The 25,813-nt window shown below is 70.9% G+C and carries 25 protein-coding genes and 1 pseudogene; 10 read left to right on the plus strand and 16 right to left on the minus strand.

Features of this window, described 5'->3' with window-relative positions:
- The first annotated feature begins 105 nt into the window (after nucleotides 1–105).
- A complete protein-coding gene (locus ACFYQA_RS03930) occupies nucleotides 106–627 on the plus strand; it encodes a hypothetical protein (protein ID WP_388911143.1) in 522 nt (173 codons plus the stop codon).
- A gap of 10 nt (nucleotides 628–637) precedes the next feature.
- Here ACFYQA_RS03930 and ACFYQA_RS03935 read toward each other — a convergent pair whose 3' ends face one another.
- The 4 genes and pseudogenes from ACFYQA_RS03935 to ACFYQA_RS03950 form a co-directional block, all read right to left on the minus strand.
- Nucleotides 638–898, minus strand: a complete 261-nt coding sequence (locus ACFYQA_RS03935) for a hypothetical protein (RefSeq protein ID WP_388911145.1) — start codon at nucleotides 896–898, stop codon at nucleotides 638–640.
- Between the two features lie 32 nt (nucleotides 899–930).
- Entirely contained in the window at nucleotides 931–1,449 is a 519-nt protein-coding gene (locus ACFYQA_RS03940; RefSeq protein ID WP_388911148.1) for a hypothetical protein, read from the minus strand.
- A gap of 203 nt (nucleotides 1,450–1,652) precedes the next feature.
- A complete protein-coding gene (locus tag ACFYQA_RS03945; protein ID WP_388911151.1) occupies nucleotides 1,653–2,540 on the minus strand; it encodes a septum formation family protein in 888 nt (295 codons plus the stop codon).
- Nucleotides 2,541–3,258: 718 nt separating this feature from the next.
- Nucleotides 3,259–3,807, minus strand: a pseudogene (locus ACFYQA_RS03950) (nucleotidyl transferase AbiEii/AbiGii toxin family protein); the annotation flags it as partial.
- A gap of 174 nt (nucleotides 3,808–3,981) precedes the next feature.
- Between ACFYQA_RS03950 and ACFYQA_RS03955 the strand changes: the two are divergent.
- Entirely contained in the window at nucleotides 3,982–5,178 is a 1,197-nt protein-coding gene (locus ACFYQA_RS03955) for an RNA-guided endonuclease InsQ/TnpB family protein (RefSeq protein WP_388911154.1), read from the plus strand.
- On the opposite strand, the gene ACFYQA_RS03960 is transcribed toward ACFYQA_RS03955, so the two are convergent.
- The 5 genes from ACFYQA_RS03960 to ACFYQA_RS03980 form a co-directional block, all read right to left on the minus strand.
- Nucleotides 5,115–5,564: a nucleotidyl transferase AbiEii/AbiGii toxin family protein gene (locus ACFYQA_RS03960; RefSeq protein WP_388911156.1), complete on the minus strand. Its 450-nt coding sequence runs from the start codon at nucleotides 5,562–5,564 to the stop codon at nucleotides 5,115–5,117. The two genes, ACFYQA_RS03955 and ACFYQA_RS03960, sit on opposite strands and share 64 nt — an antisense overlap.
- Nucleotides 5,565–5,642: 78 nt before the next feature.
- Nucleotides 5,643–6,932, minus strand: a complete 1,290-nt coding sequence (locus tag ACFYQA_RS03965) for a type IV toxin-antitoxin system AbiEi family antitoxin domain-containing protein (RefSeq protein ID WP_388911159.1) — start codon at nucleotides 6,930–6,932, stop codon at nucleotides 5,643–5,645.
- Nucleotides 6,933–7,383: 451 nt separating this feature from the next.
- Nucleotides 7,384–8,574 carry an SPFH domain-containing protein gene (locus ACFYQA_RS03970; RefSeq protein WP_388911162.1) on the minus strand — a complete coding sequence of 397 codons (1,191 nt, stop codon included), beginning with the start codon at nucleotides 8,572–8,574 and terminating at the stop codon, nucleotides 7,384–7,386.
- A 60-nt stretch (nucleotides 8,575–8,634) separates the two neighbouring features.
- Entirely contained in the window at nucleotides 8,635–8,769 is a 135-nt protein-coding gene (locus tag ACFYQA_RS03975; RefSeq protein ID WP_332430459.1) for a hypothetical protein, read from the minus strand.
- Nucleotides 8,770–9,014: 245 nt separating this feature from the next.
- Nucleotides 9,015–9,569: a hypothetical protein gene (locus ACFYQA_RS03980; RefSeq protein ID WP_388911165.1), complete on the minus strand. Its 555-nt coding sequence runs from the start codon at nucleotides 9,567–9,569 to the stop codon at nucleotides 9,015–9,017.
- A gap of 340 nt (nucleotides 9,570–9,909) precedes the next feature.
- Between ACFYQA_RS03980 and mshB the strand changes: the two genes are divergently transcribed.
- The 5 genes from mshB to ACFYQA_RS04005 all read left to right on the plus strand — a co-directional run bounded on the left by mshB (nucleotide 9,910) and on the right by ACFYQA_RS04005 (nucleotide 15,996).
- Nucleotides 9,910–10,827, plus strand: coding sequence for an N-acetyl-1-D-myo-inositol-2-amino-2-deoxy-alpha-D-glucopyranoside deacetylase (gene mshB, locus ACFYQA_RS03985; protein ID WP_388911168.1), 918 nt, complete (start codon nucleotides 9,910–9,912; stop codon nucleotides 10,825–10,827).
- Nucleotides 10,824–11,246 (plus strand): DUF6113 family protein, encoded by a 423-nt coding sequence (locus ACFYQA_RS03990; protein ID WP_388911171.1) that lies wholly within the window; start codon nucleotides 10,824–10,826, stop codon nucleotides 11,244–11,246. The genes mshB and ACFYQA_RS03990 overlap by 4 nt, the downstream gene beginning before the upstream one ends.
- Before the next feature lie 196 nt (nucleotides 11,247–11,442).
- Nucleotides 11,443–13,869 carry a hypothetical protein gene (locus tag ACFYQA_RS03995; RefSeq protein ID WP_388911173.1) on the plus strand — a complete coding sequence of 809 codons (2,427 nt, stop codon included), beginning with the start codon at nucleotides 11,443–11,445 and terminating at the stop codon, nucleotides 13,867–13,869.
- Nucleotides 13,870–14,062: 193 nt separating this feature from the next.
- Nucleotides 14,063–15,382, plus strand: a complete 1,320-nt coding sequence (locus ACFYQA_RS04000) for a sensor histidine kinase (protein WP_388911176.1) — start codon at nucleotides 14,063–14,065, stop codon at nucleotides 15,380–15,382.
- Nucleotides 15,379–15,996, plus strand: a complete 618-nt coding sequence (locus ACFYQA_RS04005) for a DNA-binding response regulator (RefSeq protein ID WP_388911179.1) — start codon at nucleotides 15,379–15,381, stop codon at nucleotides 15,994–15,996. Before ACFYQA_RS04000 ends, ACFYQA_RS04005 begins: the two co-directional genes overlap by 4 nt.
- A gap of 126 nt (nucleotides 15,997–16,122) precedes the next feature.
- Here ACFYQA_RS04005 and ACFYQA_RS04010 read toward each other — a convergent pair whose 3' ends face one another.
- On the minus strand, nucleotides 16,123–16,554 hold the full coding sequence (locus tag ACFYQA_RS04010) for a hypothetical protein (RefSeq protein ID WP_388911182.1): 432 nt from the start codon (nucleotides 16,552–16,554) through the stop codon (nucleotides 16,123–16,125).
- 116 nt (nucleotides 16,555–16,670) lie between these two features.
- Nucleotides 16,671–17,114, minus strand: a complete 444-nt coding sequence (locus ACFYQA_RS04015; RefSeq protein WP_388911185.1) for a PLDc N-terminal domain-containing protein — start codon at nucleotides 17,112–17,114, stop codon at nucleotides 16,671–16,673.
- 150 nt (nucleotides 17,115–17,264) lie between these two features.
- On the opposite strand from ACFYQA_RS04015, the gene ACFYQA_RS04020 reads away from it, so the two are divergent.
- Entirely contained in the window at nucleotides 17,265–18,674 is a 1,410-nt protein-coding gene (locus ACFYQA_RS04020; RefSeq protein WP_388911188.1) for a DUF2252 domain-containing protein, read from the plus strand.
- 154 nt (nucleotides 18,675–18,828) lie between these two features.
- On the opposite strand, the gene ACFYQA_RS04025 is transcribed toward ACFYQA_RS04020, so the two are convergent.
- The 4 genes from ACFYQA_RS04025 to ACFYQA_RS04040 form a co-directional block, all read right to left on the minus strand.
- Nucleotides 18,829–20,466, minus strand: a complete 1,638-nt coding sequence (locus tag ACFYQA_RS04025; RefSeq protein ID WP_388911190.1) for an MFS transporter — start codon at nucleotides 20,464–20,466, stop codon at nucleotides 18,829–18,831.
- Between the two features lie 235 nt (nucleotides 20,467–20,701).
- Nucleotides 20,702–21,175 carry a MarR family winged helix-turn-helix transcriptional regulator gene (locus ACFYQA_RS04030; RefSeq protein ID WP_388911193.1) on the minus strand — a complete coding sequence of 158 codons (474 nt, stop codon included), beginning with the start codon at nucleotides 21,173–21,175 and terminating at the stop codon, nucleotides 20,702–20,704.
- 185 nt (nucleotides 21,176–21,360) lie between these two features.
- Entirely contained in the window at nucleotides 21,361–22,275 is a 915-nt protein-coding gene (locus ACFYQA_RS04035; protein ID WP_388911196.1) for a tetratricopeptide repeat protein, read from the minus strand.
- 17 nt (nucleotides 22,276–22,292) lie between these two features.
- Nucleotides 22,293–23,519, minus strand: coding sequence for a GNAT family N-acetyltransferase (locus tag ACFYQA_RS04040; RefSeq protein ID WP_388911199.1), 1,227 nt, complete (start codon nucleotides 23,517–23,519; stop codon nucleotides 22,293–22,295).
- Nucleotides 23,520–23,629: 110 nt separating this feature from the next.
- Between ACFYQA_RS04040 and fdxA the strand changes: the two genes are divergently transcribed.
- Nucleotides 23,630–23,947 (plus strand): ferredoxin, encoded by a 318-nt coding sequence (gene fdxA / locus ACFYQA_RS04045; RefSeq protein WP_055572727.1) that lies wholly within the window; start codon nucleotides 23,630–23,632, stop codon nucleotides 23,945–23,947.
- 148 nt (nucleotides 23,948–24,095) lie between these two features.
- Complete coding sequence (locus ACFYQA_RS04050) at nucleotides 24,096–25,193, plus strand: bifunctional succinyldiaminopimelate transaminase/glutamate-prephenate aminotransferase (RefSeq protein WP_386396469.1); 1,098 nt, start codon at nucleotides 24,096–24,098, stop codon at nucleotides 25,191–25,193.
- A gap of 120 nt (nucleotides 25,194–25,313) precedes the next feature.
- Here ACFYQA_RS04050 and ACFYQA_RS04055 read toward each other — a convergent pair whose 3' ends face one another.
- Complete coding sequence (locus tag ACFYQA_RS04055; RefSeq protein ID WP_388911203.1) at nucleotides 25,314–25,661, minus strand: ATP-binding protein; 348 nt, start codon at nucleotides 25,659–25,661, stop codon at nucleotides 25,314–25,316.
- Between the last annotated feature and the right edge of the window lie 152 nt (nucleotides 25,662–25,813).

Here is a 25,813-nt window from a genome sequence, read left to right on the forward strand (position 1 = left end):
AGAACCCCCGGCCCTTCGTCTGGACCAAGACCGCCGACGAGATCCTCGAACGCCTCGCCGGATATCTGAACCGAATCAAAGACTCATGACACTAGGTTGGCAGACGTGAGTGCGCGAGGGCGGAGTTACCCATACGTCGGGCCGGTCGAGCTGAAGGCTGCGGTCCGGCCTGGCAGCGGCGGGTGCCGGATCAACTCGGCGGCTGATTTCGGCAGCTGGATCGCTGAGCGATCGGCGGCGGAGCCGGCCGAACCGTTCACCTTCGTGGTCGGCACGGACGGTGTGCTTCGGCTGGCACCGCGAAGGAGCGAGCACGTGGCGTGTGCCGGCGGAGACATGGTGCTGGGCGCCGGCGAGATCAGTTTCGTGCGCGAGGCAGGCCGGTGGGCCGTGGGCGAGGTCAGCAACCAGTCCACCGGATACTGCCCGGACGTCACCTCCTGGTCGGCAGTCGCTCGTGCTCTGGACGATGCAGAGATCGGGCGGCCCTCCGGCTTCACCCATGAGGTGGTGTTCCGACGGTGTCCTGGCTGCCAGGAGCACAACATCGTGCGCGAGGACGACTTCGTCTGCGTCTTCTGCGGCAGCGATCTGCCGGAGACGTGGAATGTGGATCCCATCGTGTGACGGTCGAGAGTCACAGCCACTCGTTGACGGCCACGACGAGGACGGTCGCCTCGTAGCGGACCGCGAGCTTGTCGTAGCGCGTGGCCACGGCACGGTGTCTCTTGAAGCGGTCGATCCCGCACTCGGCCGCGTACCGCGCCTTGTAGCCGGTCTTGTCGAAGGTCGGCGGCCGACCGCTGCTGGAGCCGAGTTTCTTGCGGGAGGCGTACGCCTTGTCGGCCCGGACCCGCCGCGGTCGGGTGCGGGGTCTTCCGCGCCCGAGGCGGGGCACCCGGACGCGGCCCGATCATTCAGAGACGCCGCTCAGCAGCCCGCCTCGACGCCGCTGTTCACGAACGAGTCGATGTCGATCGAGTAGCCGGCCCCGGTGGTGAGGTCGGGGCGGCTTCCGTGGCCGTCCTCCGCGAGGCCCTCGGCGGTGAGGAAGACGATCCGCAGGGCCATTTCCTCCCTGGCGAAGCACAGGTCGTCGGGCAGGGCTTTGGGGTGCGGATCCCATCCGTCACGTACCGCCGCCGTTCGGTAGTGTGCGGCCACTTCGGCCTGCGTGCCGGGGAAGGCGTACGTCCGGCCGGCGTACACCGAGACATCGCCGCTGTCCGCCCAGCAGCCGGCGTCGACCTTCTCGAAGCCCCGGGCGACGGTGGCTCCGGCGGGCCGGGAGTCGAGGATGTCGAGCGCCGCCATCTCCTTCACCCGGTTGTCGGTCCCCTCGCAGTCCCTGGTGAGCTCCAGCAGCGTGCAGCCGGTGAGCGTCCCGACCGCAAGCGCGGTCGAGAGGAGCAGAGGTATCAGGCGGGTGGTACCTGTCCGCAGAGGCAAAGCGGGCTCCAGGAGGAAGGCCGGGGCGGAGGGGGCCGCCAGGCAGCGGAGTCGTCCGTGCCGCTCCGGAGCGGCACCGCCCAGTTCTACCAAGGAGACGTCCCCCTCGCGTAGTTCCTATGCGAGCGTGACGCTTTGAGGACACTTCCCAGGAAGCGGGACCGGGTCCTTGGCGGACGCGGCCCCGCTGATCCGACGGAGTGTCAGCCCGCCCAGACCTCGGCCTCGTCGGCCGGGACGGTGGTGGCCAGGCCCAGTTCCTTGCGGGCGGCGACCGACTTGTTCGGGTCGATGCCGGTGAACGCCGGCTCGTAGGCGATGTAGAACGCGTCGGCGTCGGCGGCGTCCGCGGCCTTCCCCCAGTTCCCGGCGGCCTTCGTCAGCGTCGCGTGGAGCTTGCCGACCTCGGTGCCCTCGATACCGTCCATGCCCTTGACGTGTGCGTCGAGGGCGGCCGCGACGGCCTTGGCCTGTGCCTTGTAGCCGGCCAGGTCGTCCTCGACGGTGTCCTTCTCGGGCTGGTTCGCCCACAGGGCCTCGTAGACCGCGTTCGAACCCTCGAGGTACGTGGTCTGCTCGGGCTTGAGGGACTTCGCGGTGTCCAGCGGGCCGCTGAACGTGCCCTTCTCCGCGGTGTAGGTGCAGCTCACCGCGCGGTCACCCGTCGCCCAGCTCTCCTTGGACGGGGTGTAGTGGGAGAGGCCGACGCCCTGGGGGAGCGCCCAGGTGTCCGGGGCGTACTTCTGCGCCTCGACCAGGCAGCGGTCGTCCGCGATCGTCGTGATCTCGTCGTCGCCGGGGTACTCCTTGCCCTCGTCGATCGCGAACTCGCCGACGACCTGGCCCTCGTGGGCCTCGTCGCAGGGCACGACCTCGATGGCGAACGCCTCCCCCTCGGCCTTGCCGTTCGGGTTGTAGCAGTCGCCGATGTCCAGCGAGAACACCGAGCGCTGGCGAGCCACCTTCTTCGCGCCGTCCTTGGCACTGTCGACGGCGTCGGAGACGTCCGAGCATCCCACCGCGCCGATCGCGAGCAGGGCGGCGACCGCGGATATACCGCGAAGGGAACGATACGGGGCGCGGATTGTCACGACTTGTACATCCTCTTATGTGATCTTTATGGAGGTCGCACGCATCGTATGCCACTCCTGTGGCCCGTTGGTGAGGGGCCCTCACCTCGTCGCGACGCCTCTGGCTCGCGACGGTCCGCGAGGGTCGCGTCCGGGCTACTCGCAGGTGGGAGCGGGGAGGGCCCCGTGGTACTTCCGCGGAGCCGGGCGCTACCGGACTCGCCTCGTGTTCCGAGAATGTCGTCATGGGCATCTTTTCTCTTGGAGGTGCCATTGCGTCGACCATCGGTCTGCTGACGACACCGCTTACGGGCGGAGCCTCGACCTGGGCGGCAGTAGTGGGCTATGAGACATCGATACCTGCCCTGGCCTACAGCATCGGAGGAGTGGCCAATGAGTGCTTCTAATGATTCGCCGCCGGGCGGGCAATGGGTTCTTGCAGGCGCCGGTCTGAACCTCGATTCACCGCGCGATCAGAGATCACGCAGTGAATCGAGGTTCAGCTCGTTGCCGATGAGGCAGAAGAACACTGTCGGCCTTCTCCCGCAACTCGTCCACGCGACGGCGAGCAACGACCTCGCGCTCTTCCAGCAGTCCAACCACCGACGGCCTCCACGACCTCCCAGGGAGCGACAGCACGACAGGCCGCCACTCTCACGAGGGTGCCGACCCTATGCCCGACCAGGGGAAACGCAGTCCTCAAGTCCGGAAAGACAACAGCTACCAAGGACCAGACGGCTTACATCCATGTCGCTTGGTGCGGGCTCCATGTTCCCTTGGCTGTCTGGCCAAGCAGGGGGTCGATGAAGGCTGCGGCGGCCTCGGCCGCCTCGGAGAAGTTGCGGCAGCCCCACAGGCCGAGGACGAGAGCGGCCTGCTTGGGGTAGCCGTCGCGCCAGTCCGGCCCCGGGGCTTCGAACGCGATGGGAAGCACCACGTTGATGCCGGCTCGCCGCCGCCGGTCCACCTCCCGTTGCAAGGCCTGACACACGGCGAGGCCGGGTACCTCCTCCTGCTGGCTGATCAGGAGGAGGTCGGCCAGGTCCCGGTAGCGGTTGGAACCGTGTGCGCCGTTTGTGCCATGACGCTCGTACATGGCGCAGATCTTGTCCGCGATGTGGTCGATGACGGGATAGAGGCGGACGTCGGGCCAGTCGACGGGCCATTCGAGGTCGACGGCGGATTGCAGGGTGCGGATCTCCGGAGTGCCGGCCAGGGTGCGGCCGACGACGAGGTCGACCTTGATGGTGTCGACCTGCCTCGCCCCGAGGAAGACTTGGAAGTACTGTGCCCCGCCGCGGCCTTCATCTGGCCTCCTTCGTGGATACCCCCGGCTTCAGCCGGGGGAGGAAACGAAGTTCCTGCGGAGCAGGGCAACGGGCTGCGATGCGCCGTCAGGGCGGATTGCAGTGCTCTGACCCGCGGATTTGAGCTTAAGTCGCAGTGACGCTAGTTTGTGAGCGTGACCTCGACGTATGTGAAGCGGGCGTTCAAGTACCGCTTCCATCCGACCGATGCGCAGGCGGCCGAGCTGTCGCGCACGTTCGGCTGCGTGCGCAAGGTCTACAACCTGGCCCTCGCCGCCCGTACCGAGGCATGGGCGCGACAGGAGCGGATCAACTACAACGCCACCTCGGCGATGCTGACCGCGTGGAAGAAGACCGAGGAACTCGCCTACCTCAACGACGTGTCCTCCGTGCCGTTGCAGCAGACGCTGCGCCACCTGCAGAACGCGTTCACCCATTTCTTCGGCAAGCGGTCCCAGTACCCCCGCTTCAAGAGCCGGAAGAAGTCCCGCAGGTCCGCCGAGTACACCACCAGCGGTTTCCGCTTCCGCGAGGGGAAGCTGACGCTGGCGAAAATGGCCGAGCCGCTGGACCTCGTGTGGTCCCGTCCGCTCCCCGAGGGGGCGACGCCCTCCACGGTGACCGTGTCGCAGGACGCGGCCGGGCGCTGGTTCGTGTCGATGCTGTGCGAGGACCCGACCGTGAAGCCGCTGCCCGCCGCCGATACGGCGGTCGGCGTCGACGTCGGCCTGGAGCACCTTCTGACCCTCTCCACCGGCGAGAAGATCACCAACCCGAGGCACGAACGCCGCGACCGTACCCGTCTTGCCAAGGCCCAGCGGAACCTCGCGAAAAAGGCCAGGGGCGACGGAGCCAACCGGCGCAAGGCCCGGATCAGGGTCGCGAAGATCTACGCCCGGATCACCGACCGCAGGCGAGACGGCCTGCACAAGCTGACCACTCGGCTCGTTCGTGAGAACCAAACGATCGTGATCGAGGATCTGACCGTGCGCAACATGGTCAAGAACCACATGCTCGCCCGGGCTATTTCGGACGCGAGCTGGAGCGAGTTCCGCTCCATGCTGGAGTACAAGGCCACCTGGTACGGGCGGGAAGTGATCGCGGTCGACCGCTTCTTCCCCTCCTCCAAGTTGTGCTCCGCCTGCGGCACCTTGCGGAAGAAGATGCCGCTGCACGTCCGCACCTGGACATGCGACTGCGGCACGACCCACGACCGGGACGTGAACGCGGCGAAGAACCTTCTGGCGGCCGGGCTGGCCGTGTCTGTCTGTGGAGCCGGTGTAAGACCTCAACGGAGTTCTCCGGGCGGGCAGTCGGCGATGAAGCAGAAACCCCCACGGCGCGAGCCGTAGGAATCCCCCTCGTTCACGAGGGGGAGGAAGTCAACGCTGTGTTCTTCGAACTTGCTCGGTGCGTAGCGCAGGTAGTCGCCGAGGTCGAGGGAGGCGGCGTCGATGATGAGCTGCCGGGCGTCTTCGGCGGTGCGGTCGGGCTGGGCGCACTGCAGGTCGATGTCCTGGCTGAGGCGGGCGGCTCCCCGGTAGCGGACGAGGAGCGCTTGGCCGCCTTTGATGAGCCAGCCGTCGGGTTCCTTGGTGAAGACGCGGGCGGCGAGGCGGTTGAAGTAGAAGATCTTCATGAGTTCGGCCACGCTCATGCCGGTCTTCTTCGACATGTTCGTCGCGGCCTGTTTCAGAGCGGTGCGGAACGCTGTCGGTGTCGCATAGGTCTTGCCCACGTTCGGCTTGCTCCCCCGGCCTGTTCTGTTGGAGTCGTCGACGACTTTAGCCGGGGTAAGCGTTCCTTTCGGCGCGTTTTACCGACCTCTGTCCGGAAGCTCGGGAGTGTCGTTCTCGCCGGGTTCGTTCGCACTGTCGGTGGACGCGGTTTCCAGGTGCTGCAGGGCACGGACGGCTCGGGCCATCGCCGGGCCGGAGGCAGCCGCTGTCCGCAGAGCTTCCTGGGTTTCGGGCGACAGCACGGAAGGCACGTTCAACTCCAGTGCCTGCACGGCCGGCAGGAGCTGTCCCGGGGACAGGGCGGACTGTCGCAACCTTGCGTTGAGTTCCGCGAGCTCGGAGGAGGCCGTGGTGTTCTTCAGCGCCCTGGTCAAGGCCGGTGAGTGGTGCAGCTCCCGGAAAGCCCGCAGCGCGCTGTTGCCTGCCGGCAGCCGGGGCATGGTGTCGTTGAGCGCCGCGCGGATCGAGGCCTGCTGGGCGGCGATGTTGTCGAGCAGGGGAGCAAGGGCCTGGGCAACGGCTGCCTGTCCAAGGTACGGCTTCAGGACTTCGGCGGCATGTGCCTCCGCTTGGAGATACGGCTTCAGGACTTCGGCGGCGAGCGCCTCGCTCTGAAGGTAGTTCGCCAGGACTGCGGTATCCCGGTCGAGCGCGCCGATCTCGGCACCGACTGCAAGGCCTTCCTTACCGGCACGGGCGACTTCCTGGGCATGCAACATCCGCCCCGCTTGGCTGACCAGGTGCTCGACGAGGTCCTCTCCCGTGGCTGACGCGGCAAGGCCGTACTTACGGGCGTAGGGCTGAACAGCGGCGGCCAGCGCGTCGACGTCCACCAGATCCCGGCGTTCCGCGTCCGCGATCACCCCGCCGACATGCCCGCCGTCGGCTTTCGCGTGCAGCAGGTCGACGATGGTGCGCATCACGGTGGTCACCGGCAGGCCGTCGGCCACGGTGATGTCCGCCGATTCCAGACGGGTCGTACGCAGCCGCACGAACGGTTCAGTGGTCGTACGCCGGCGGGGCACGCTGATCTCCGCCCCGGGGGCGGGGATGTCGCCGAGACCGTGCAACCGGCACGCGGAGGCGTGGGAGACGACGCCCGAGTCCCGGTCACCGAGGGGACGCTCCCACGCAGGTACCCGGGGCTGAAGCCGCAGCCACGCCACTTTGATCTCCAAGAACTGTGGCAGGCCGGCGGCCGGAAGGGCGTACACGCCCCGGCCGACGCTCTCCAGTAGTCCGGCTTCCGTCAGACGCAGGAGTTGGACGGCGCTGAGACCGAGGGCCTTGGCCTGTGCGGCGGTCACCAGCCCCCACTGGTCGGCGGCCACACCCGACAAGGTCACCAGCTGCTCGGCACGGTCCATACAGAGAAGATTACCTAATCTTGCAGAGTTTGTTTCATCTCTGGTGTAACGAACTCTGCATTCAATCTAGAAGGAATGTAACTTTCTCTGCAGTACCTTGCGAGGGTGGGACTCGCTGTGTCGGCGGTCCGGGCGGCCTGTGTGGGCCGGAACGGATGAGCGGGCCGTGAGCACTGTGCGGCCATGTGCTCACGGTTTTGCCGGCACCCGTCCGGAGCGTGGGCGGCCGGGGGTCGACGGGCGTGATCCGGAAACGGAGGCATCGGTTTCGGCCACCTTCGGCCGGGCCGCTTGTCCTGGCTTGCCCCCGGCGTCGCCACGATCATGCTCGTGAAGATCATGGCGGAGGGGCGGCCCGCCCCAGCCGGTGTGCGGCGGGGCGGGCACGCGTCGTGCGTGATCGAAGCCTCCCGGCCACGGCCCGTGAACGGGTCCGGCCACAGGACTGCCGTTACGGGGTCCGGCCGGGAATCCGCAGGCTGCTCTTTCCGTTGACGGCGGGATTCTTCGTGTTCTGGAGCGCGTCAAGAATGGCCAGACCCTGGCCCACCATGCCCGCGGCCATCTGGTTGACGCCCTCGGTGCCGTTGAGGACGGTGAGGCTGGCGCCCGACATACCGCGGGCGGCCGCGTCGGCGAGGGCCGGCAGGTTCTCCACCACACGGTTGGCGGCGATCAGCTCCTGGTTGCCGTCCCGCAGCGAGAGGGCGCGGGCGGTGTTCGCGTCGGCCTGGGCCTGCGCGATGGTGCGCTCGGTGTAGGCGTTGCCGTCCGCCTCGAACTTGGCCCTGTCCCGGGCGGCTTCGGCCAGGGTGCGCAGCCGGTATGCCTCAGCGTCCGCCGGGCGCCTGACCTCCCCTTCAAGGCGCTGGGCCGCCAGTTCGGCCTGGCGCTGGGCGAGCGCGGTCTGTTCCTCGATGACCTCGTGGGACGCCCTGGCCTGAGCGAGCGGGCCGGCCTGGGCGGCTCGGGCGTTGGACTGCTCGGTCTCGGCGAGGAACCCGGCCCGTTTGATCGCGGTGTCCCGCTCGTACTCCGCCTTGAGGGCGGCCGCCTGCTGTTCGCGTTCGGTCGCCTCCTGGTCGGCCTTGGCCCGGGCGATGCGCGCCTGGCTGGCGACTGCGGCGGCGTGCGGAGCGGAGAGGTTGTTGATGTATCCGGTGGCGTCCTCGATCTCCTGGATCTGGAGCGCGTCGACGACGATGCCGAGTTTCTCCATCTCGCTGTGACTGCCCGCCATCACTTCCTGGGCGACCCGGTTGCGTTCCCGGATGATCTGTTCGACGGTCAGTCCGCCGACGATGGACCTGAGGTGTCCGGCGAAGATCCGGCCGACGAGCTCCTCCATCTGTTCCTGTTCGGAGAGGAAGCGGCGGGCCGCGTTGGCGATCGAGACCGCGTCGTCACCGACCTTGAACACGCAGACCGCGCGCACACGCAGCTGGATGCCCTGCTGGGTGACGCAGTCCTCCGCGATCTCCGCTTCCCGCAGTGCCAGGGACAGCATGCGGGCCTTCTGCTTCACAGGCAGTACGAAACTGCCGTGACCTGTGACGATACGGAACTGCGTCGCCTGCGCCTGCCGTTTCGTACCGGATATGAGCATGGCCTCATTGGGCGCGGGGACCTGCCAGAACAGCATGAGGGAACTCCCGTCGAGCAGTGGGACGCAACGCACTTTTCCGGCCCTTCGCGGGACCGTTCAGGACGGCAGCGGCTCGACGATCACCGAGCGCGCCGAAATGGAGTCGACGACGATGACCCGTGCGTCTCTTGCGAGGGTGGTGTTGGTACGCGACCACGCCGCGTAGGTCTCCGAGCCCCCGCGCACAGCCACCAAGACCTCACCCGGTCCGTCCGGAGGAATCCCCACGGTGATTCTTCCGATCGCTCCGACCGGACTCTGGGAGGACTCGTCAGTGCTGGGCATGGGCCCTCTCGCCGGGCATACGTCTCATGATCACAGGCAATCACCTTCGGCCCTGTTGTCGATCGGGAGCGGCCACGTCACACGAGCCGACGGCGACGATTCTCTCGATGTCTTCACGGTACTCCCGCCCCCTGCCGGGCGGGAGCGCGGCGTCAGTGCCCGCCACCGGTCTGCTTGGCCTTACCGGTGAGGCTGTTGCCGGACGTGTCGAGTACGTACCAGGCGGCACCGAAGGCGGTGGAGCCCTGACCGTTCATGTCACCGGCCTTCTGGTCGCCCCCGAAGCAGTACAGGGGGTGCCCGTTGTACGTGATCTGCTTCTCGCCGCCGCTCCGGCCGGTGGTCCCCGGCAGATCTGCCTTCGCGCCCTTTCCGGCGGCCGGTGCGCCGGTCACGGTGACGGGCGGCCACGCGGAGGCGCAGGTACCGGTGCAGGTGGACTCGGTGGAGGTGCCGGCCTCGAAGAGGTGAAGGGTGCGGCCCCGGCCATCGACGAGGACGGTACCCAGCGGGGAGGAGGCGCCGGCCACGGTTCCTGCGGCTGCCGCCGTACCCGACGCCGACGGGGAGGCACCGGTGGACGCCGACTGCGACGAGGACGAGTAAGAGCCCCCGTTGCTGTTCGAACAGCCGCCGGCGGTGCCGGCGAACAGCCCGATCACGGCGACGACAGCGGTTTTCCCGGCAAGTACGGCGATGGGTTTCATCCGGGAGAACTCCTGGCACTGGAGCGTTGGCCCGTCCGTGCGGGGCCAGGAGAACCATTGAGGCAGGGAATCAGGCCTGCGGCGCGTCGGGCATGCCGCCCGGGTGCCCCGGGCAGGGGAAGCGGGCCGTGGTGCGGCGTTCGACGAGGAAAGGCCAGATATTTCGGGTGGCCCGTGGGCTCGTCCTCTCCGCGCCTGCCGGCCCCGCGCCAGGTGTGGCAGCGGCCTCCCCACGGCTCCGCCGGCGGAGGGAGGGAGCCACCGACCCGGACCACGGGACCGGGTGACGGGCGTCCTGGGTGGGGGCGAGGGAGGCCGGGCGCCTCATAGGGTGGAACCCATGACGGAACTGCCCTCCCCCAGCCTGCGGCCGGGGGAACCCCCCTCCCGCGCCGCCCGGCGGCTGATGCTGGTGCACGCCCACCCGGACGACGAGTCGATCAACAACGGCGCCACCATGGCCCGGTACACCGCCGAGGGCACCCATGTGACGCTGGTCACCTGCACGCTCGGTGAGCGCGGCGAAGTCGTCCCGCCCGGACTGGCCCACCTGAGCGGCGCCGCTCTCGGACAGCACCGTATGGGTGAACTGGCCGGGGCGATGCGCGCCCTCGGCATCGACGACTTCCGGCTGCTCGGCGGCGCCGGACGCTACAGCGACTCCGGGATGATGGGCCTGCCCGACAACGACGACCCCGGCTGCTTCTGGCAGGCCGACGTCGACCAGGCCGCCGGTCTGCTCGCCCAGGTGATCCTCGAGGTCCGGCCCCACGTCCTCGTCACGTACGACGACAACGGCGGCTACGGGCACCCCGACCACATCCAGGCGCACCGCGTCGCCATACGGGCCGTCGAACTCGCCGCCCGGGACGGATGGGACATCCCCAAGGTCTACTGGAACCGGGTGCCCCGCTCCGTCGCCGAGGCCGCCTTCGCGCGACTGCACGACGACCTGGCCGGGCTGCCGTTCGACAAGGCGGGCGAGATCGGCGACGTCCCCGGAGTCGTCGACGACGCCCAGGTCACCACCGTGATCGACGGCACCGCGTACGCCGCAGCCAAGGCCGCCGCGATGCGCGCCCACGCCACCCAGATCACCGTGGCCGAGCCGTACGCGCCGTACTTCATGCTCTCCAACGAGCTCGCGCAGCCGCTGTTCACGACCGAGTACTACGAGCTGGTGCGCGGTGCCCGCTCCCTCGGCCGGGAGAGCGACCTGTTCGCCGGGATCGCGGCCGGGGCGGGGGAGACGGCATGAGCGACCGGACGACCGGGAACACGTCGGCGCTGGCCCAGCCGCTGCGGCTGCCCTCCGGCGGGCGGATCGCCGCCTGCGTGGGGCTGTTCCTGCTCGGTGCCGTGGTGGGCGTGGCCGGGGCGCTGGTGCAGCCCGCGTGGTTCCCGGGCGGGCTGCTGCTCGCCCTCGCCGCCGAGGCCGGGCTCTGCCTGGGCGGGGCGCTCGCGCTGCGCAGCCGCGCCGGGGCCGCGTCGGCCGCCGGCGGCTGGGTGCTCGTCGTCCTCCTGCTCTCCGCCAGCCGCCCCGAAGGCGACTTCCTGTTCGCCGCGGGAGCCGGCTCCTACCTCTTCCTGCTCGGCGGCATCGCCGTCGCTGTGATGTGCGCCACCCTCGCGCCGGGGCGGCAACCGCAGGGCGATCCTGTCCGACTTGGGAAGTGACGTACTACTTCGCCGCGGTGCGTGCCTGCGGTTCCGGTGGGTGTTTCCGCCATGGTCCGGCCATACGGGCCGGATGCGGCCAGTATGGTGGTGCGCGCGCCGCTGAGCCTCCCCGAACTCTCGGCTCCGGCCGAGTTGGGGGAGACCCCCACCGTGAGGTCGTGACGGGCGGCGGAGCCAACCGGGAGAACCTGCCTTGAGTCGTGAAACTGACACTCCGTCCACCGGGCCCAACGGGCGCGGCGGAGCCGCATACCCGTCGGGCACCCCGCCCTACGGAATTCCGGCGGTTCCGGGTGAGGCGGCGGCCGCGGGCCGGCCCGCCGCACGGCCGGACGAACAGCGCCCGGGCGACCAGCGGTCGGGCGGCCCACGTGCGGACGAACGCAAGACCGAGACCACGCTGACGACCAGAATCCGGATCAACATCCCCGGTTCGCGGCCCATTCCGCCGGTCGTCGTGCGCAAGACCGTCAAGGACGGCGAGGGGACGGGCGCCGGCGACACCCGGGGTGCGGCCCAGGGCGGAGCCAAGGACCGGACACCGGCGCCCGCGCCCGGTGCTCCCAGGGCCCTGGGGGCCGGCAGCGGCGCCGCTTCCGGACCGGGTTCCGGCCTCGGCGCCGTCGAGCCCTCCGCCGCGGCTGCCACGGGCGCCGCGGGTGGCCCGCGGCCCGCCCCGCAGCAGTCGGTTCCGCAGCAGTCGGCCCCGGCGGAGAAGCCGGCCAGCGACTGGTTCGCGCCGCGCAAGTCCGGTGCGGGCAAGAGCGGTACGGGCGGCGGCTCCGGCAACGGAGTGGGCCCGGCGGGCGGTTCGGGTCCCGCGGGCGGTGCTCCGGGAACTTCCGGTACGCCCGGCCCGTCAGCACCGGCCGGCTCGCCCGGCGCCTCCGGTGGCGGTGCGCGTCCGGGTGGACGCCCGGCCGGTGTGTCCGGCGGGATGAGCGTGACGGGCGGCGGCTCCCGGCCCCGTGGCCTCAGCGGTCCTGGTGGTCCCGGTGGTCCCGGTGGCACGAACGGTTCCGCACCCGGCAACGGCTCCGGACTCTCCGGCGCGACCGGCGGGCCGGTCGCGCCCGGACACGGCGGCGGCACCGGTTCCTTCGACGTGACCGAGGCGCTGTCCGTCGGCCCGCTCGGCAGCGGCGGTACGCGTCCGGGCGCGGGCCCGGGTGCGGGCGGGAGCGGTGGCGGCGAACCGCGCCTCGACGACATGCCGTTCTTCACCGACGACGACCTCGAAGCGCGCAGCGGCCAGGCGGGGCACCCCGGCCGGCCCGGCCCTTCCGGCCAGTCGCCGTACGGCGGTCAGGGCGGACCCGGTGGTCCTGCCAACCCCGGTGGTTTTGGTGGCCCCCCGACCGGGCCCGGCACCGGTCGGACCGGCCCGCTGGGCCTGCCGCCCGGCGGTGGCCCCCACGGCGGTTCCCACCCCGGCGGCGGACTGGGCGACGACACCGCGAACCTCACCCCGCAGTTCCCCGCCCCCGAACCCGGCGCCCCGGGCTACGGAGCCCGCCACGACAACGTCTCCGGGCACACCGGCACCAGCGGCATCCCGGTCGTGTCGGCGAGCGCCGCCTTCGACGCGGGCTTCCCGGCCGGCGGCCCCGGCACGCACACGCCGCCCAGGCAGCCCGAACCGGCCACCCCGCCCCCGGCGGCCTCCTCGAAGGCACCGAAGAAGAAGGGCCGCAGCAAGCTGCCCCTGCTCGGCGGCGCCGTGATCCTGCTCGCCGGTGTCGCCTACGGCGGCGGTCTGCTGATGAACCACTCCGACGTGCCCAAGGGCACCACCGTGCTCGGCGTCGACATCGGCGGCGGCACCCGCGACGAGGCCGTGAAGACACTCGACAAGGCCCTCGCCGCCCGGCTGAACGAACCGCTCAAGCTGGCCGTCGGCGACAAGACCGTCGAACTGGAGCCGGACCAGGCCGGACTCCAGCTCGACACCGACGCCACCATCGGCGCGGCGGCCCGGAGCGACTACAACCCGGTCTCCGTCATCGGCTCCCTCTTGGGCAACAGCCGCGTCGTCGACCCCGTCATCCCCGTCGACGAGGAGAAGCTGCACGCCGCCCTGGAGGCCGCGGGCGGCGGCTCCGGCAATGACGGCACGATCACGTTCGAGTCCGGCAAGGCCGTCGCCGTCTACGGCAAGCCCGGCGCGGGCATCGACGTCGACAAGTCGACCGAGGCGGTCGAGGCGGCGTACCGGACCCAGGTGGAGACCGGTTCCTCGTCCACGGTGAAGGTTCCGACCACCACTCAGGAACCCACGGTGTCCAAGGCCGAGGTCGACCGGATGATGAAGGAGTTCGCCGAGCCGGCGATGTCCGCCAACGTGACCGTGCAGACCGACGCGGAGCACTCGGTGCCGATGAGTCCGCAGAAGTCGCTGTGGAAGTTCCTCAGGGTGGAGGCCGTCAACGGCAAGCTGGTCGACAAGCCCGACCTGAAGGCCCTGGAGGAGCTTTACGGCCAGGCATTCGACGGTGTGCTCATCACCCGGGGCAACGGCGAGAAGACACCTGTCACTTCCCAGGACGTCTATGTCGCCCTCCGCCAGGCGCTGACCAGCACGACCAACCGGGTCGCAGTCATCGAGACCGACCCGAGCTGAACCGGCACCGGTCCCTCGTCCTGACCCCCGCATGACATCCGTCATGCGGGGGTGGACCAGAACGCCCAACACCGTTCGGGGCGTTCGGCTGAGCATGAGTTCTGGCAACAGGACTCACTCCCGCTCAGTTTCCAGGAACGGTCAGGACGCCCGGCACTGCCCTCCGGGCCCCGTACAGGTCACGATGGTCGCCATGAGGACAGCGACGAAAACCACCTGCGACCCCGTCGCCCCGGCCGAGGCCGGGGGAGTCGTCGGCCTGGGGAAGCGCCCGGGGAACGCCGGGCAACGGGTGATCAAGGTCCTGTGGACCGGCATCTGGCTGGTCTTTCTGAGCGCACCGGTCCTCGATCTGCTCGACGGCGGTCACAGCACGGGCGCGCGGATCCTCGGCTGGGCCGGGCTGCTCGCCTTCGTCGCCGGGTATCTGCTGCTGATCCTCCGCACCGGCCGAGAGGAGGACAACGGCCCGGTCCTCGGCTCGCTCGCCGCCCTCGCCGTCCTGTCCTCCGCCCTCGCCCTGAGCCTGGGCCGGGAGTGGCTGGTGCTGTTCGTGTACGTGGCGATCGCCTCCGGCGCCGCCCTGCCGATGCGGCCGGCCGGCTGGACGATCCCGGGGGCGTCGGCGTTGATGGCGGCACTCGCCTTCGTGGTGCCGGACGGGAGGGAGTTCGTGGGCGCGCTGCTGGTCCCCGCACTCCTCGGCGGCTTCGCCATGACCGGCATACGCGAACTCGTGCGGACCACCATCGCGTTGCGCGGGGCCCGCGCCACCGTCGCGCTGCTCGCCGCCGACGAGGAGCGGCTGCGCCTCGCCCGTGACCTGCACGACCTGCTCGGGCATTCACTGTCCCTGATCACGCTGAAGAGTGAACTGGCCGGCCGCATGCTGCCCGACCACCCCGACCGGGCGGCCCAACAGGTCGCCGACATCGAGCAGGTCAGCCGCCAGGCCATGTCCGACGTACGGGAGGCCGTCAGCGGCTACCGGCGTCCCCGGCTGAACGCCGAGATCGCCGGCGCCCGGGTCACGCTGGCCGCCGCCGAGGTCCACGCCGAACTGCCCGTCGGACTACCCGTGGACCACGACCTCGCCGAGGTCACCGAGGAGCGCGAGTCCGTCCTGGCCTGGGCGCTGCGCGAAGCGGTCACCAACGTCGTACGGCACAGCGGCGCCCGGCGCTGCACGGTCGAGCTGCTGCACCGCCGGTCGTTGGCCGGGCCGGTGCTGGAACTGTCCGTCGAGGACAACGGGATCCGGGCCCTCGGCAGCGGCAGCGGCGGCGGTAGTGGCAGCTCCGGTCCCGGCAACGGTCTGAACGGTCTGACCGAGCGGCTGCACCAGGTCGGCGGCACGCTGGAGGCGGGCCGGACGGGGCACGGCTTCCGGCTGGTCGCCAGGGTGCCGGTGGAGACATCGGCGAAAATACCGGCGGACACGACGGCGAGCGGCCCGGAGGGCGCTCAGGGCGGCCCGGTGGGTGCCTCGGCGGACAGGGAACCTTCGGCATGAGCGATCGCACGATCAGAATTCTGCTCGCGGAGGACCAGGCGATGGTCCGCGAAGCCCTCGCCGCGCTGCTGGGCCTGGAGGACGACATCGAGGTCGTCGCCCAAGTGGCGCGCGGCGACGAGGTGCTGGACGCGGCCCGCGCCCACGACGTCGACGTGGCACTGCTGGACATCGAGATGCCCGGCGCCACCGGCATCGAAGCGGCGGCCGCCCTGCACCGTGAACTGCCCGGCGTGAAGCTGGTCGTCCTCACCACCTTCGGCCGCCCCGGCTATCTGCGGGGCGCCATGGAAGCCGGTGCCGACGCCTTCCTGGTCAAGGACGCCCCCGCCGCCCGACTCGCCGCCGCGATCCGCACGGTGCTGACGGGGGAGCGGGTCATCGACCCCACGCTCGCCGCCGCGGCCCTCGCCGACGGGGCCAACCCCCTCACCGACCGCGAACGCGAGATCCTGCGCGCCGCCGCCGACGGCTCCACCAACGCGGAACTGGCCCTCTCCCTGCACCTCTCCCAGGGCACGGTCCGCAACTACCTCTCCACCGCCATCCAGAAACTGGCCGTCCGCAACCGCGCGGAGGCGGCCCGGGTGGCCAGGGAGAAGGGCTGGCTGTAGCCAGGGGCCCGAGGTCCGGGGTCCGGGCCCTGGCGTCCGGGTCCGGGGCTGATGTCGGAGTCGCGCCGACCCGGACAGGGTCGGCGCGGCCACGCTCCGTTCGTCCGGTGCGTCAGGGCGTCCGGCTCAGGTGTCCCCGCGCCGCACCGTGCACAGCGCCCAGATCATGACGCCGGAGAGGGCGATCATCACGACCGACCAGACCGGGGCGTACGGCAGGGACATGAAGTTGGCGATCATGATGAGCCCGCCGACCGCCACCCCGGCCACCCGTGCCCACGTACTGGCCTGGAACAGCCCCACGCTGATGAGCACGGCCACCGCGCCCAGGACCAGGTGGATCCAGCCCCAGGACGTGAGGTCGAACTTGAAGACGTAGTTCTGCGTGGTCACGAAGACATCGTCCTGGGCGATCCCGGAGATACCCCGGACGATGTTCAGGATTCCGGCGAGCATCAGCATGACGCCGCCGAAGACGGTCAGCCCGCCGGCCCACTCGCGCTTGGCGGAGGGACTGTGCGCACGTGCCTGTGTGTGATGGGCGTGAGCCGTAGCCATTTCGCCGCCCCTTTCGTTTGTCGTACAGGTTGCTCGTACTCGTTCGCCGTACTCGTTCGCCGTACTCGTTCGTTGTATTCGTTCGCCGTATGGGTTCGTCGTGTGGGTGCGTGTGGTCAGTGGGTGTGTCCCGCGCCGTGGCCGCTCAGTACCAGTTCCTTGGCCCGGTCGAACTCCTCGTCGGTGAGGTCGCCGCGGGAGCGGATCTCGGACAGCCGGTGCAGTTCGTCGGCGGTGCCGGTCTGCCCGCCGTGGCCCGTCGCGGTCTCCCTGATGTAGCGGTCGAACGCCTCCTGCTGCGCACGGGCCTGCGCGGTCTCCCGCCTGCCCATGTTCCGGCCGCGGGCCACGACGTAGACGAACACGCCGACGAACGGCAGCACGATGACGAAGACCAGCCACCCGGTCTTGGCCCAGCCGCTCAGCTCGTCGTCCCGGAAGAGGTCGGCGACGACCCGGAACAGCAGTACGAACCACATGACCCACAGGAACAGCAGCAGCATCGTCCAGAAGGCCCCGAGCAGGGGGTAGTCGTATGCGAGGTAGGTCGCGGAGCTCATGGCTCTCCCTCGTCCGGCGGGGGGTGGCGCGTGCCGTACCAGGCTGCCCCGGCCGCGGCCGTGCGGCCTCACCCCTGACGGGTGATCCCGGACGGGCCGGGCCGCGGTGAGCTGGAGAGCGGACGTACGCCGAAGCCAGGAGGGCGGATCATGACCGCACCGAGCGCCGTCTCCGCGACATCCTCACCGGCCGAGCGGATCGACCGGGGCCGGACGGCCCGCACTCGCGTGCCCCGCTCGGCGCACGGCCTGTTCGCCCCCGGCCCCGACCGCTTCGACCCGGTCGATGTGCTCGTACACCAGTCGGCCGCGCGGGTGCCCGAACTGGTCCCGATCCGGTACGGACGCATGCTGGAATCGCCGTTCCGGTTCTACCGGGGAGCCGCCGCGATCATGGCCGCAGACCTGGCGGCACTGCCGCACACCGGACTCGAGGTACAACTGTGCGGCGACGCCCACCTGCTGAACTTCCGGCTGCTGGCCTCGCCGGAACGGCACCTCGTCTTCGACATCAACGACTTCGACGAGACCTTCCCCGGCCCCTTCGAATGGGACGTCAAACGCCTCGCCGCCAGCCTCGTCATCGCGGGCCGCGCCAACGGCTTCTCGACACGGCAGCAGGACAAGGCGGTCACCACCTGCGTCCGGGCGTACCGCGCCCGGATGCACCGCTTCGCCGGCATGCGCACCCTGGACGTCTGGTACGCCCAGGACGACGTCGACCGGATGCGCGACCTCCTCGACCCCTCCCTGGACCCGTCCGTCCGGCACCGAGCCGAACGGGCCGCCGCGAAGGCCCGCACCCGCACCTACATCCAGGCCGTCGACCGGCTGACCCGGGTCACCCCCGAGGGCCGGCGGATCACCCCGGACCCACCCCTGATCATCCCCCTGCGGGACCTGCTGGCCGACGCTCCCGACCGCCGCGAGGAGACCGACCTGCGCACCATCGTCGAGAGCTACACGAGCACCCTCTCCTCCGAACGCCGGCACCTGCTCCATCGCTACCGGCTCGCGGACACGGCCCGCAAGGTGGTCGGCGTCGGCAGCGTCGGCACCCGCTGCTGGGTCCTGCTCATGCTCGGCCGCGACGACGACGACCCGCTGCTGCTCCAGGCCAAGGAGGCGCAGGAGTCGGTGCTCGGGCCGTACACGGACGGCGAACGCTTCGACAACCAGGGCCGCCGCGTGGTGACCGGGCAGCGCCTGATCCAGACCTCCAGCGACATCTTCCTCGGCTGGACCCACGTCCTGGGCCTGGACGGCAGGGAACGGGACTTCTACGTGCGCCAGCTCCGGGACTGGAAAGGCATCGCCCGCCCGGAGGCCATGGACCCCCGCACGCTCGCCCTCTTCGGCGGCTGGTGCGGCGGCAGCCTCGCCCGCGCCCACGCCCGCTCCGGCGACCCTGTCGCGATCGCCGCCTACCTGGGCTCCGGCGACCGCTTCGACCGCGCCCTCCCGCCCTTCGCCCAGGCCTACGCCGACCGCAACGAACGGGACTTCAAGAAGCTCGGGGCCGCCGTACGCTCGGGGCGGCTCACGGCCGAGAGCCTCTGAGGGGGCGACCCGGGGGCAGCCCGGGGGACGGGGGTCCCGTGGACCGGCCGGGATCGCGCGGGCAGACGAAAGCGGCGCTGTCAGGACCGGTCTCCGGTCCTGACAGCGCCGCCCGCGCGTTCGTGCGCGTTCGCCCGCGCGTCTCGTGGTCCGCTCAGTGAGCGGCGACGACCATCACGGACTCCTCGGCGTCCTCCGCCTGGGCGCGCATTTCCTTCGCTTCCTCGGCGCGGCCCTTGATGAAGACGGCGGAGGCCACGGCACCGATGACGCACAGGATGCCGGTGACGGTGACGGCGGCGTGCAGACCGTTGACGAACGCCTGGCCACTGCCCTCGATGACGGCGGCCTTGATCTGCGCCGACATGTCACCGGAGACCGGGGCGATACCCATCGTGACGGCGTCCTCGGCCTGCTCCAGACCGTGCGCCAGGCCCGTCGGGACCCCCGCGCCGGTCAGCTCGCCGAACAGCGAGGAACCGACCTTGCCGGCGATCACGGTGATCAGCACCGAGGTACCGAGGGCGCCACCGATCTGCAGCATGGTGGACTGCAGGCCGGAGGCCACACCACCGTCCCTGATGGGCGCGTTGCCGATGATCGTGGCGGCGGTGGCGGGCAGCACGATGCCGACGCCCAGGCCGATCGCGATGAACGGCGGCCACATCGTCGCGTAGGACGAGTCGATGCTCCACGACAGCATGCCGAACATACCGGCGCCCGAGAGGAGCAGACCCAGCGGAATCGTGACCCGCGCGCCGAGGCGGGCGGTCAGCTGGGAACCGAGCGGAGAGGCGAACAGCGACGCGATCGACATCGGCAGTGTGCTGACACCTGCCTCGACCGGCGTGTAGCCGCGCACGTTCTGCAGGTACAGCATGATGAAGAAGATGCCGCCGAGCATCACGAAGAAGTTCAGCAGGGTCATGACCGCACCGGTGGTCAGCGAGCGGTTGCGGAACAGACGCATCGGCAGCAGCGGGTGCTCCTGCCGGGTCTCGTACCAGCCGAAGACGACCAGCAGCGCCAGACCCAGGACGAGGGCGCCGAGAGTGCCGGCGGAGGCCCAGCCCCACGTCTCGCCCTTGACGATGCCGAAGACGAGCGCGACCATGCCCGCCGCCAGCAGGACGACGCCGGGGATGTCGAAACGCTGCTGACCGCCGGAGTTCTTGGACTCGGCGAGCACCACCGCGCTGAACACCAGCGCGATCAGGCCGATCGGCACGTTCAGGTAGAAGACCGACTCCCAGTTGACGTGCTCGACGAGCAGACCGCCGATGATCGGGCCCAGCGACGTCGACACGGCCGAGACCATGCCCCAGATGCCCACCGCGAGGGCGAACTTCTTCGGCGGGAAGACGGCGCGCAGGATGCCCAGGGTGTTGGGCATCAGGATGCCGCCCGCCACACCCTGCAGGGCACGAAAGACGATGACGCCCTCGATGCTGCCGACCAGGCCGATGGCGACCGAGGTGACGATGAACCCGCCGATGCCGGCGAGGTAGTAGAAGCGCCGGCCGAACCGGTCACCGAGCTTGCCGCCGAGGATCATCGAGGCGGCGAGCGCGATCAGGTAGGAGTTGGTGACCCACTGCAGCTCAGCCGTGCTGGCGTCGAGGTGCTTGCCGATCGCCGGGTTGGCGATGGCGACGACGGAGCCGTCGAGCTGCACCATGAGCAGGCCGAACGACACGGCGATCAGCGCGAGCCAGGGATTGGCCCGGAAGCGCTCGAACTTCGACCGGGAGGCCGCGTCGGGAGCGGAGTGATCCACGGGTGTGGACGCCATGAAAGGAGCCGTTTCTTTCTCTGAGGGGGACGGACGAACTGCACGGCGGGGCCGCGGTCCGGCAGCCGGCCCGGGACCCCGCCCGCCCGGTCAGGGGCAGGGCGAGGCGCACGGGGCCGTGCCCAGGGCTGTCCGGTAGGGACTGCCTGGGGAAAGGAGGAGGGGACGGATGCGCGGGACGCCGGACGAGCTCACCGCGGGAGCCCGCGCGATGCGCGAGCCGGTGACGCTCTCGTCAGCGGGCTGCCGGGCGGAGGCTCCGGGCCAGCACTTTCAGCGCGCCGACAGCGGAACCCAGCGCGTCCAGCTCACCGTCGGTGAGGGACAGCATCGCCTGGCCGAGGTGACTCTCCTCGAGGGCGATGGCCTCGGCGATCCGCTGCCGCGAGGACTCCGTGAGGTGGAGGTGGGCGATCCGCTTGTCGACGCCGTCCCGCCGGCGCTCCAGCTCTCCCCGCTCGGTGAGCTGGGAGACCAGTGCGCTGACGTTGTTCGGCTTCATCAGCAGCGCCTCGGCCGCCTCACGGACCGTGGCGCCCTCGTGCTGTGCGACGAACCGCAGCAGTGCCAGCTGCCCCTCAGGCGGCTTCGGGTGCGGGTACTCACTCGCCACCCGGCGCTCCAGGGCCCGGTGCAGCGCGGGAAGGCACGCCGCGAGCTCGGAGCTCACGCGTGCGACGCGCTGGTCGGAGGCACTGTTGATGGACACCCGTAGATATTAGGTATTTAAAAATACCTATGTCAAACGAGGTGTGAGGGGGATCTCACGGGGAGCGCACGGCCGGGCTTTCGCCGGAGCCCGCGGAGCCCGCGGGGTCTGCGGAGCTTGCGGGGTCTGCGGAGCTTGCGGGGTCTGCGGGGTCTGCAGGGTCTGCGGGGCTTTCGGGACGAGCCTCAGTTGAGCAGCGCCCGTGCCGCTCGGGCCTCGTCGCGGATCCGGTCCGCCACCGGCTCGTCCACCGCTGCCACCACCTCGGCGTACGCCTCCAGCTCGTCCGCGCCCTCGAGGAAATTGCCGCGCCGCACCAGCAACCTGGCCCGTTCGTACCGCAGCTCCGCCGGCCGGGAGGGGAGCAGCAGGGACAGGTCCAGCGCCCACAGCGACACGTCCGAGCGCTCCGGGCGGGCCTCGGCCCACGCCCGGATGTTGTTCAGGACGCGCAGCACGACGTTCAGCGGATCGGCCGGTACCAGCATCGACGGCTCCAGCGGCGACCCCGTCGCCCCGGCGACCAGCAGCTCCGTATCGGCCCCGGTCAGCAACCGGCCGCCCTCGAAGGGATCGACGAGCACCTGCCGCTCCGGGGCGGCCTCGCCCCGCGTATCCGCCTCCGCCGCTGCCGGCTTCGCCTCCGCCGTCGCACCGGCCTCCCCGAGGCCGACCACGAAGTGACCGGGCAGCCCGACCCCGTACACCGGTGCCCCCGCCCGCCGGGCGACCTCCAGCCACACCACCGACAGCAGGATCGGCAGCCCCCGCCGGCGCCGCAGCACCTCGTGCAGCAGCGACGACTCCAGGTGCTGGTAGTCGCCCTGGGTGCCGTGGAAACCGCACCGCTCGCCCAGCAGCTCCCGCAGCGCCGACGCCCACGCGCGCGGAGTGCCGGGCCGGTAGGGGAGGCGGCCGGCCAGCGCGTCCAGCTCGATCTGCGCGGCGTCGATGCCCGCCTCGTCCAGCGTGCCGTCCGCCACCGCACCGATCAGCAGGCACAGCGTGGCCAGATCCGGCCGCTCGGACCGGGCCTCCTCGGCGAACCGCCGCCGCAGCTCGGCGGAGCGTTCCGGAGGCGGAGGATGGGGGGAGCGCATGACCGGTTCGTGCCCTCTCACGGCGACCCGTCACCGGCCGGAGCCGACGACCGGGGCGCGCGGTAGTGGTGGTAGGAGTGGTGCGCGGCGAAACCCATCCTGCCGTACAGGGCATGGGCCGCCGCGTTGTCCTCCTCGACCTGGAGCCAGGCGGCCGACGCGCCCTCGTCGAGCGCCCGCCGGGCCAGCGCGGCCATCACGGCGCTCGCCAGCCCGCGCCGCCGCAGCGCCGGATCCACCTCGACGGCGGAGAAGCCGGCCCACCGGCCGTCCACGACACACCGCCCGATCGCGGCGGGAGCGGCGCCGCCCGGAGCACCGCCCCCGGGGCCGCCGTCCCCCGCCGGCACGGTCGCGAACCACACCGACGGGCCTCCCCCACTCTCGGCTTGGCTCGAGCGGGAGGACCCCCCTCCCAGCACCTTCAGGGCGACCTCGTTCACGCCCCGGCGCTGATAACGCGCCAGCCACGCCTCGTCGGCCTCCCGGGACAGCAGGACGTCCACCCCGGCCGGTTCGCCGCCGGACGGCTCCGGTCCCGCGTCGGCGACCGGCGCGAGTCCGCCGACCCACAGCTCGGCGGTCACCTCCCGCACCCAGCCCCGCCGCTCCAGCTCCGCGCCCAGCGCCTCCTGCGTGCCCTCGGCACCGGTCGCCGTCTGCACGTAGGCGGGCAGCCCGCGTTCGGCGTACCAGCGGCAGACGGTCGTCAGCGCCTCGTCCAGCGGCATGCCCGGGTCGCCCAGCGGCAGCACCGAGTTGGCCCGGCGGGTGAAGCCCACCCGTCGCCCGGCCGCCGCCCCCCACGGACGCTCCCCCGGAGCCGAACGTCCGGGGGGACCCCCATCGTGCGGCGCCTCCCCGACCGCCGCCCTCAGCTCCCAGCCGCCCAGCCGCTCGCTCTCCACGGGTGGCCACGCCCGCGCGGCGACCCGCGCCAGCTCCTCGTAGGAGGCGGCCGGACCGCGTCGGCGGGCCGGTGCGGACGGCACCACCTTGCCCGCGACCAGCGCGGACTCCCGGACGAGGACGCTCTCGCCGTTCTTCCGTGTGATCCGCAGCACGCCGTCGTCCCATGATGTGAGAACTCCGACCACGTCGGTGAACCTCCCACCCGGGGGGCCATGTTCGATCAAGCTCCGTACGGAGACCCGTTTGCCCACGTCAGTAGTGGTGATGCGGACCTCGAGACGCCCGGCGGCGGAGATTTCCACAGGTCGGTACACCCCTCCTGTTCGGATCATGCCCAAGAACGGAGATACTAGGGGCGGGCATCGACGACGCCGCGCTCCCGCGCGCCAGGCGGCGGAGCCTGGAGAGGCCCGCCAGCGCCCTATCGAGGAGGAACGACAGCGTGACCTACGTCATCGCGCAGCCTTGTGTCGACGTGAAGGACAAGGCGTGCATCGAGGAGTGCCCGGTCGACTGCATCTACGAGGGCCAGCGGTCCTTGTACATCCACCCGGACGAATGCGTCGACTGCGGCGCCTGTGAACCGGTCTGCCCGGTCGAGGCCATCTTCTACGAGGACGACACTCCCGAGGAGTGGAAGGACTACTACAAGGCCAACGTCGAGTTCTTCGACGACCTCGGCTCGCCCGGCGGCGCCAGCAAGCTCGGGCTGATCGAGCGCGACCACCCGTTCATCGCCGCGCTGCCGCCGCAGGCGTAAGCACCCGGGCGGCCCGCGCCCGCGCCGCCTCGGTCCCGTACGGCCTGATCGCCCCTGATCGGCATCGTACGGGACCGAGGCGTTTGCCGTACCGGCGTGTACCGAAGCGCACCGATGACAGCGCACGGATGAAAGTGAGCCAGTAACCGTGTCCGCAGTTTCCGAACGCTTGCCCACCTTCCCCTGGGACAAGCTCGAGCCGTACAAGAAGACGGCCGCCGCGCACCCCGACGGCATCGTCGACCTCTCCGTCGGCACCCCCGTCGACCCGGTCCCCGAGCCGATCCGCAAGGCCCTGACCGCCGCCGCGGACTCCCCGGGCTATCCCACGGTCTGGGGCACCCCGGAACTGCGTGACGCGCTCACCCGCTGGGTGGAGCGCCGCCTGGGCGCCCGCGAGATGACCCACCACCATGTGCTGCCGGTCGTCGGCTCCAAGGAACTGGTCGCCTGGCTGCCCACCCAGCTGGGCCTCGGTCCCGGCGACCGGGTGGCGTACCCGCGCCTGGCCTATCCGACGTACGAGGTCGGTGCCCGCCTGGCCCGCGCGGAGTACGAGGCGTACGACGACCCGACCAAGCTGGACCCGACGGGTCTGAAGCTCCTCTGGCTGAACTCCCCGTCCAACCCCACGGGCCGGGTGCTTCCCAAGGCGGAGCTGACCCGGATCGTCGCCTGGGCCCGCGAGCACGGCGTCCTGGTCTTCTCCGACGAGTGCTACCTCGAACTGGGCTGGGACGCCGACCCGGTGTCGGTGCTGCACCCGGACGTCAACGGCGGCTCGTACGACGGCATCGTCGCCGTGCACTCGCTGTCCAAGCGGTCCAACCTCGCGGGCTACCGCGCCGCCTTCCTGGCCGGCGACCCGGCCGTCCTCGGCCCGCTGCTGCAGATCCGCAAGCACGGCGGCATGATGACCTCGGCGCCCACCCAGGCGGCCGTGGTGGCGGCCCTGGGCGACGACGAACACGTCCGCGTCCAGCGCGAGCGCTACACGGCCCGCCGCACCGCGCTGCGGATGGCCCTCCTGGGGCACGGCTTCCGCATCGAGCACAGCGAGGGCGGGCTCTACCTCTGGGCCACCCGCGACGAGTCCTGCTGGGACACCGTCGCCCGCCTCGCCGAGCTCGGCATCCTGGTCGCACCGGGCGACTTCTACGGCCCGGCCGGCGAGCGGTTCGTCCGCGTCGCCCTCACCGCCACGGACGAGCGGGTACGGGCGGCGGTGGAACGCCTGAAGGCGTGACGCGAGGCAGTCGTACGGACGCCGACGGGGCCCAGGTTCTTCCTGGGCCCCGTCGGCGTCCGTACGGTCCGGGCCGGCCGGGCCCGGACCCACGGGGGTCCGGATCCGGACCCGGTCGGGTCAGCCGAGCGGCAGCGCCGGGGCCGGGAGGGTCCGGGCGGTCGGCACGCCGTCCAGGGGGACGGCGTCGGTCGGCAACGTGCCCTCGGCGGCCTGGACCGCCACCGGCGCGGCCTTCCCGAGTGCCTGGCCGCCGGTGCCGCCCGCGGTCTCGGTGACGGAGTGCGTCGCGTCGTCCACGGTGCCGGTCGCGCCGGCCTGGTCCAGGACGGTCAGACCGCCGACGTTCGGGGTGGCCGGCAGCTCGGGGGCCGCGGTGGCGGAACCGGCCGCACCGACCCCGGCGGCCGCTCCGGCGGCGACGAGCAGCGCGGCACGGGCGATCCGACGGGTCAGGGGGAGGGACATGGTGCTCCTTCGGCGGGAGAGAACGGTGAAACGTCCAGCCGAACCCGGTGGGTGGTCGGTCTCACGTCGATCTGGTCGATCTCCGGTGATCGGCCTCCGGGCCCGGACGCAGTGACTACCGCTCGAAGGCCGGGAAGGTTGCGGTGGGGCGA

This window comes from Streptomyces sp. NPDC005774, assembly GCF_042871645.1.
Lineage (GTDB): Bacteria > Actinomycetota > Actinomycetes > Streptomycetales > Streptomycetaceae > Streptomyces > Streptomyces pratens.